We start from the raw sequence: 5,871 nt of genomic DNA, 5'->3' as shown, positions 1-5,871 counted from the left end.
CTATGAAAATCTGCTTTTCCTTGTTTAACCAGCTCAAGGCTTTCTTTCCAATCATCAAACATAAATTCTACATTAACATTTTCAGCTACCGCCCATGCTTTCCAGATATCAATAAGTAATCCAGCCGCTTTTCCCTGCGTATTTAACATGCTTAATGGAGCATAATCACTATCAGCTGCGATACGATAAGTTTTCTTCTCGTTTTTTTTCTTATCTATTAACCATTGCATCTGTAACTGAGATTTTTCTAAATCCGAGATATTCTGCAATCCGCTATTTATCTCCTCGATATCAATAGATGAGCCAACGGTTATGGCTGCACGATAATCTTCTTTAAAAATCACCAAAGAGGAATAGATAAACTTATTTTCAATTTTATGTTTTTTTAAATAATACTCCCAACTCGCTATTGGAGAGATAAAGGCACTAATTTCCCCATTTGTAACAGCATGATAAAGAGAAGGAAGATCATCAAAAACAACTGCTGATGATTGAGGTAACTTATCAGTAAGCTGTGCTTGCGCTTCGCCAGCTAAGACAGCAACCCGGTAAGGCATTAACTGTTCAATATTCTTAATTGCCGGTAAATTATTACGATAAAAAATATGGTGATTAACCGATAAGAGAGGATCGGATAAGCTAAGAGAGTGAGTATTAATATCAGTTGTAATTAAACCGATATGAATATCAGCCTGTCCTTTGTTAAGTAAGGCAAGAGTATTTTCTTGTGGGACGCCAATAAATTCTATCGCGACTCCCGATTTTACAGACCAGTTTCTCCATATTTCAATTAATAACCCTTGTTCGGAATCATAATTATAAAAACTATAAGGAGGGGTATCATTGGCATAAACAATTGATATGGTATCGCGCGCAGCTAATGTGCTTGTTTTAGCCTGCGTATTGAAAGAGAGGAAAAAGCATAAAAACAAAAATAACAAGCGATAAAATTTCATTGCCGAACTCACTCCACAAATGCAAATAAATTGTTGTAACCAATTAACTATAGTGTATTTTTTATTTATGATTTAAGAAGGCAAACGCGTTCACTGAATATTTATGGGCAAAATCAGAATAGTTTAGCTGGGTCACTAAATAGCGAATAAAAGATAGTGTTAGTTACAGGGCAGCCGACCCGTTCAGACTATGCATCTTTAGGTTCTCCATAAAAAAGCCGTAATGCTTTTTGCTATTACGGCTTTTGTGCCAATAAAAATAATACTGCTGTTTTAAGGCGCAGGTACGGGAAAATCACCTACAGCCGTTTCTCCTACAGTAACTTCAACCTCCTGCTGCGCCCTATAGATAATAAATCCTTCAGTTATTCCCTCTTCTAAATCAGGATCGTCATTTTGAGCCACGCAGGTGTAACCTAAGCTATAGCCATCGTCACTTGCAACCACAAACCCAAACTCATATTCATAACCGATAACGACTTCGGGATCGGAATCGTCATAAACAGGGTTAACTCTAGCCGAAGCAATCGGTGCTACTTGCGGTGCAATAGAGTCTGCAGTTCGAAAGTCATCCATATTATCCTTCAGCGTATCACCAGGGTAGAGGTAAACCGCATGAGTATAGCCAACGGCAACGCCATGACCACTAGCGTCTGTTTCACAATCAGCGTTGAATTGAGAACTGACTTGCCCAGCGATAGCCCCCACTTCAGATTCGTTAACTAACTGTACTGAAGTCGGTTTTAAGGTCCAATAATCTTTATTGCCATGAGGACTTTGCAGCCCTTCACCCAACTCAAATTCTGCAACAAATGTATTAGTGCCGGCAGCTATGGTGAATGTTTTATTAAAAAACAGACGCCCCGTGTCCTCCTCTTCTGCACCAACGCCCCCACAAGAGCCGTTACTGTTAGTAACTAAACCTTCATCGTTGTTACTAACCTTATTATGGACGTAGGAACTAGTAATATCGGGTTCTTCGCTATTTTCCATATAGATACACATCTGATATTCACCGAGCGGTACAGACTGGCCACTCACTAACATTTCAACGTCTGAGCCTTGTACAGTAAGAAGATCAACCAGTTGTTTATCTACATCGAAAGAGATAGCGCCATCACTATTTTTGAGAACCACTTGTTTAAAAGCAATTTGAACAATTTCAGCATCGAAAGGATTGTCTGAAACGCCCAGACTGAATGTAGCCTGATCTGCGCCGGGATCTCCATCGCCACCACAAGCTGCCAGTAAGCCCGACAGAGTGATCGCGAGTAAATTTTTAAAGTGTTTCATAAATCACCTATTGATAGTTATGAGCATGATCAATCGGCACCAGAATAACGTCGACATTCCCATACGTCATAACTTGATCCTAGTATTTAGGGGATAAAAGTCCAGATAAACAGCGGCTCTAACGGCTATTTCCGGGTCAAATTTTCAGCATTAAAAGGTAGGTTATGTCAGCAGGAACAAGCATCTTTTGAAGACAATAATAATCTTGAGTCTTGAAGTAGGTCTTTCTTTTGGCATACCAGGTTGACCAGAACTTACTAATGGGTGATCCTGATGGTTTTTATGTCCTGCGGAGCAACAAATAGGACAGCCAAAGCTTTGCCTGTCCACTTTTTCAATGTGATTAGAGACGTAAGAACCCAGTCTTTGCCATTAAGTGATTTACCTGATTGGAGTGCTTTTAATGCAGATTCAAAATCAAATGAGTTGGACATGCGTCATTTCCGTTTTCTATTAGTTTACTGAAATGACACAGGTTGTTGAATACTGCCGATTGGTATTAAAACTCCCTTTGTAGATACGACAAAAAATGGCCTGATGACTAAAGGAAGTGTGTGCGATGATAAAGTGACAGCTTTATTAAAAGCTGCCAATTTATTTGATTTGTGTATATGCGCCAAAATAACTATCCCTCACCATTAATGTAATGAGGGATAGCATTGTTTAGTTATGATTTGCTACCTCTGAAAATGGCTTAGCTAGTATTGATAAATCCTTATCTCATTCGCGGCAAGCTGCAGAGCTAAGCTTCCATCAGAAGTGCGACTGACATTTCCTGAGCCGAAACCCGCTAATGGACTTAACACTGCTGAAGAGACCTCTAGCGGAATGCTTGCGTCTTGGGCGCTGTCGCTATAGTTAAGTACAACTAAGACATTACTAGCAGAAATGCTACGACGATATGCCAACACCTCCCCTTCATGTAATACAGTGAGGTCGCCGCTGCGCAAAGCTTGTGTGGCTTTTCTCAGTTGTATTAGTTTTTTATAGTGATGGTAAATCGAGCTGTTATCCGCCATTTGGCTTGTAACATTGTAGTTTTCCGTATTTGTGGCAATTTCTCTATAAGGGGTGCCAGTGGTAAAGCCTCCTTCATGAGTCCAGCTCATTGGAGCCCTTAACAGGTAATCACCGCTGCTATGTTTGGTATGCCCCATGCCCACTTCTTCACCGTAATAAACAAAGGGTTGGCCCGGTAACGTGAGCAAGGTAGTTGCCGCTAGGCGATATTTGGCTTCATCTCCGCCCACTTGTTCATAAATTCGATGACCGGAAAATAGATCGTGGTTGGCCAGTACTATACCCATCTTATCGAGGGGATAACTCGTTAATTTATCGGTAAAATCACTTCCGGCATAACCTTGTTGCACCGCACTCATAATTGAGTCGTTTAAATAAAAAGAGAAAGAAGAGCCGCAAGAGTCATCGCCGGCTGCATTTACTACGCTAGCAGAGCTAGTGGGATCTTCACAGATCATGTAGCGATGGCTGTAACCTTGAGTAACAACCTGCTGCAAGCCGTAAAGAATAGCCGTGTTTTCTGGTTGACCTGTAGTTTGATCGGGACCATTTTCAACTAGCTGCCCCACCGCATCAAAGCGGAATCCATCAATACCTGCGTTTAACCAGTAACGTAGATTGTCGTAGTGAAATTCCATAACATCGCTGTTTTCAACATTAAAGTCAGGCATGTTGGATTGAAATACCCCGTAATAATAACCGTAGGCTCCTTTGTGCCAAGCGTGCCCTCCCCAAGGGTTAAGCCACTTGGGATCGCTTTCTTCCCACATATACCAATCGCGTTTGCCACCGGCATTGTTATCGGAGTCGATAAACACTGGATTATCGCCAGAGCTGTGGTTAATCACGTAATCAGCAATTACGCCAATGCCGCGTGCGTGCGCTTGTTTTAAGAATTCATCAAAATCTTCACGTGTACCGTAATCGCTCTCAATACTGCGGTAGTCAACAACCTCATAGCCATGGTCTTTGTCTGAGCTTTCGCTAAAAGGCATTAACCAAATGCCTTCTACGCCTAACTCTGCAATATAATCGAGTTGCGAGGTCAGACCTTCAAAATCGCCAATACCATCGCCGTCGGAATCTTTGTAGCTGCGTACAAAAATCTCCATAAATACTGCGCCTTTGTGCCAATCTTTGGCGAGTGCAGGTTGGTCATCGATAGCGACTTGGCTCATGTCCAGTAGGGTTTCGGCTTTAGCTTCACCAATAGGAATGTCTATTTTCGGAGTATCTTCCGAGCTAGAACCACAGCCGCTAGCTAAGACAGTGATTGCTACTAAGGTGAGCGCTTTAAGGTGATATTTTTTTGAAAAAACAAGCATTTTTCGTCCTTGTAAACTTGCTGATTATTAAAGCTTGCTGGGCGCGTAGCGTAATGATGATCTTTAGTGGTGCACTGACCGTCACCTTTTTCCAAACAAACTCTTGTTAATCCATAACTTAAGCAATGGATTTAGGCATTATCACACCTATTGACTTAAATTTCATTAATTGCATTCATAACTTCAAATGTTGATGATGTTATTTTTACATAATGACAATTGATTACACAGTAGAGGAGCTTAATTAGCCAGTGAGCAACAACAAACAGGGAGAACAACAAACAGGACATCCAAAGCTTTCCTGCAGTGATTTTTTACAAATTAACTTATGAAATTGACTATTTGATATGGCAGGAGAAAGTAAAGCGGAATTACAGGAACATTACTCATTGAGCTCAATATTAGGAGGATTACCACAAACGGCAGCGCGTTTGTCTTCTCGGAGAACAAAAAGCTTTGGCTGTCCCCGCTTTTTTACTTTGATTTTCTTTAGTAAGAGATCCAAGCAGCTCAGAACTTGTTTCCAAGCGCTTGGGGTTATACCAATCACAGTAAATAGACGTTCATTTAATGTAATTGGTACGGGTTGTTATTATGAAATTAAGCTACGCTCATTGCGAAGAAGATACCCACTAAACAAGCACTCATAAAGTTAGATAGAGTACCAGCAAGTACTGCTTTTAAGCCCAGACGTGCAATATCAGGACGACGTGATGGTGCAAGTACACCTAGACCGCCAAGTAAGATTGCCATTGAAGATAAGTTTGCAAAACCACATAAAGCAACAGTAACGATTACTTGAGAGTTCATGCTTAAAGTATCTTTGATGCCAACGAAGTCGATGTAAGCAACAAACTCGTTCACTACTAGTTTCTGACCTAGTAAACTACCTACCTGCATCGCTTCAGACCATGGAACACCGATTAGGAACGCAATTGGTGCGAATAAGTAACCTAAGATCACTTGTAGAGTTAGAGTATCAAGACCGAATACACCGCCTACAGTACCTAAGATAGTGTTGATTAAAGCGATTAAAGCGATAAACGCGATTAACATACCACCAACGTTCATTGCTAAGTGAAGACCGTCAGATGCACCAGAAGCCGCTGCATCAATTACGTTTACTGGTTTGCCAGCTGCATCAGCTTCTAGTTCTTCATCAGTTAACTGGTCCATTTCATCTTTTGGTGTTTCTGTTTCAGGCTCTAAAAGTTTAGCCATTAATAGACCACCAGGTGCCGCCATAAATGATGCCGCAATAAGGTAATCAAGACTAA

Annotated in this window: 4 protein-coding genes; all 4 read right to left on the bottom strand. The window is 41.0% G+C overall.

All coding sequences use genetic code 11. From position 1 onward, the window contains the following. Positions 1-956: transporter substrate-binding domain-containing protein (locus tag AC4GME_RS16675; RefSeq protein WP_490379813.1), on the bottom strand; the 956-nt coding region annotated here is incomplete at its 3' end. Between the two features lie 273 nt (positions 957-1,229). Further along, on the bottom strand, positions 1,230-2,249 hold the full coding sequence (locus tag AC4GME_RS16670) for a DUF4382 domain-containing protein (RefSeq protein ID WP_490378445.1): 1,020 nt from the start codon (positions 2,247-2,249) through the stop codon (positions 1,230-1,232). Between the two features lie 698 nt (positions 2,250-2,947). Beyond that, positions 2,948-4,594: an alpha-amylase family glycosyl hydrolase gene (locus AC4GME_RS16665; protein ID WP_490378444.1), complete on the bottom strand. Its 1,647-nt coding sequence runs from the start codon at positions 4,592-4,594 to the stop codon at positions 2,948-2,950. A 600-nt stretch (positions 4,595-5,194) separates the two neighbouring features. After that, on the bottom strand, positions 5,195-5,871 hold a 677-nt coding region (locus AC4GME_RS16660), incomplete at its 5' end, for a nucleoside transporter C-terminal domain-containing protein (protein ID WP_490379812.1).

This window comes from Psychromonas sp., from assembly GCF_983033635.1.
This window is presented reverse-complemented; position numbering and strand designations above follow the sequence as displayed.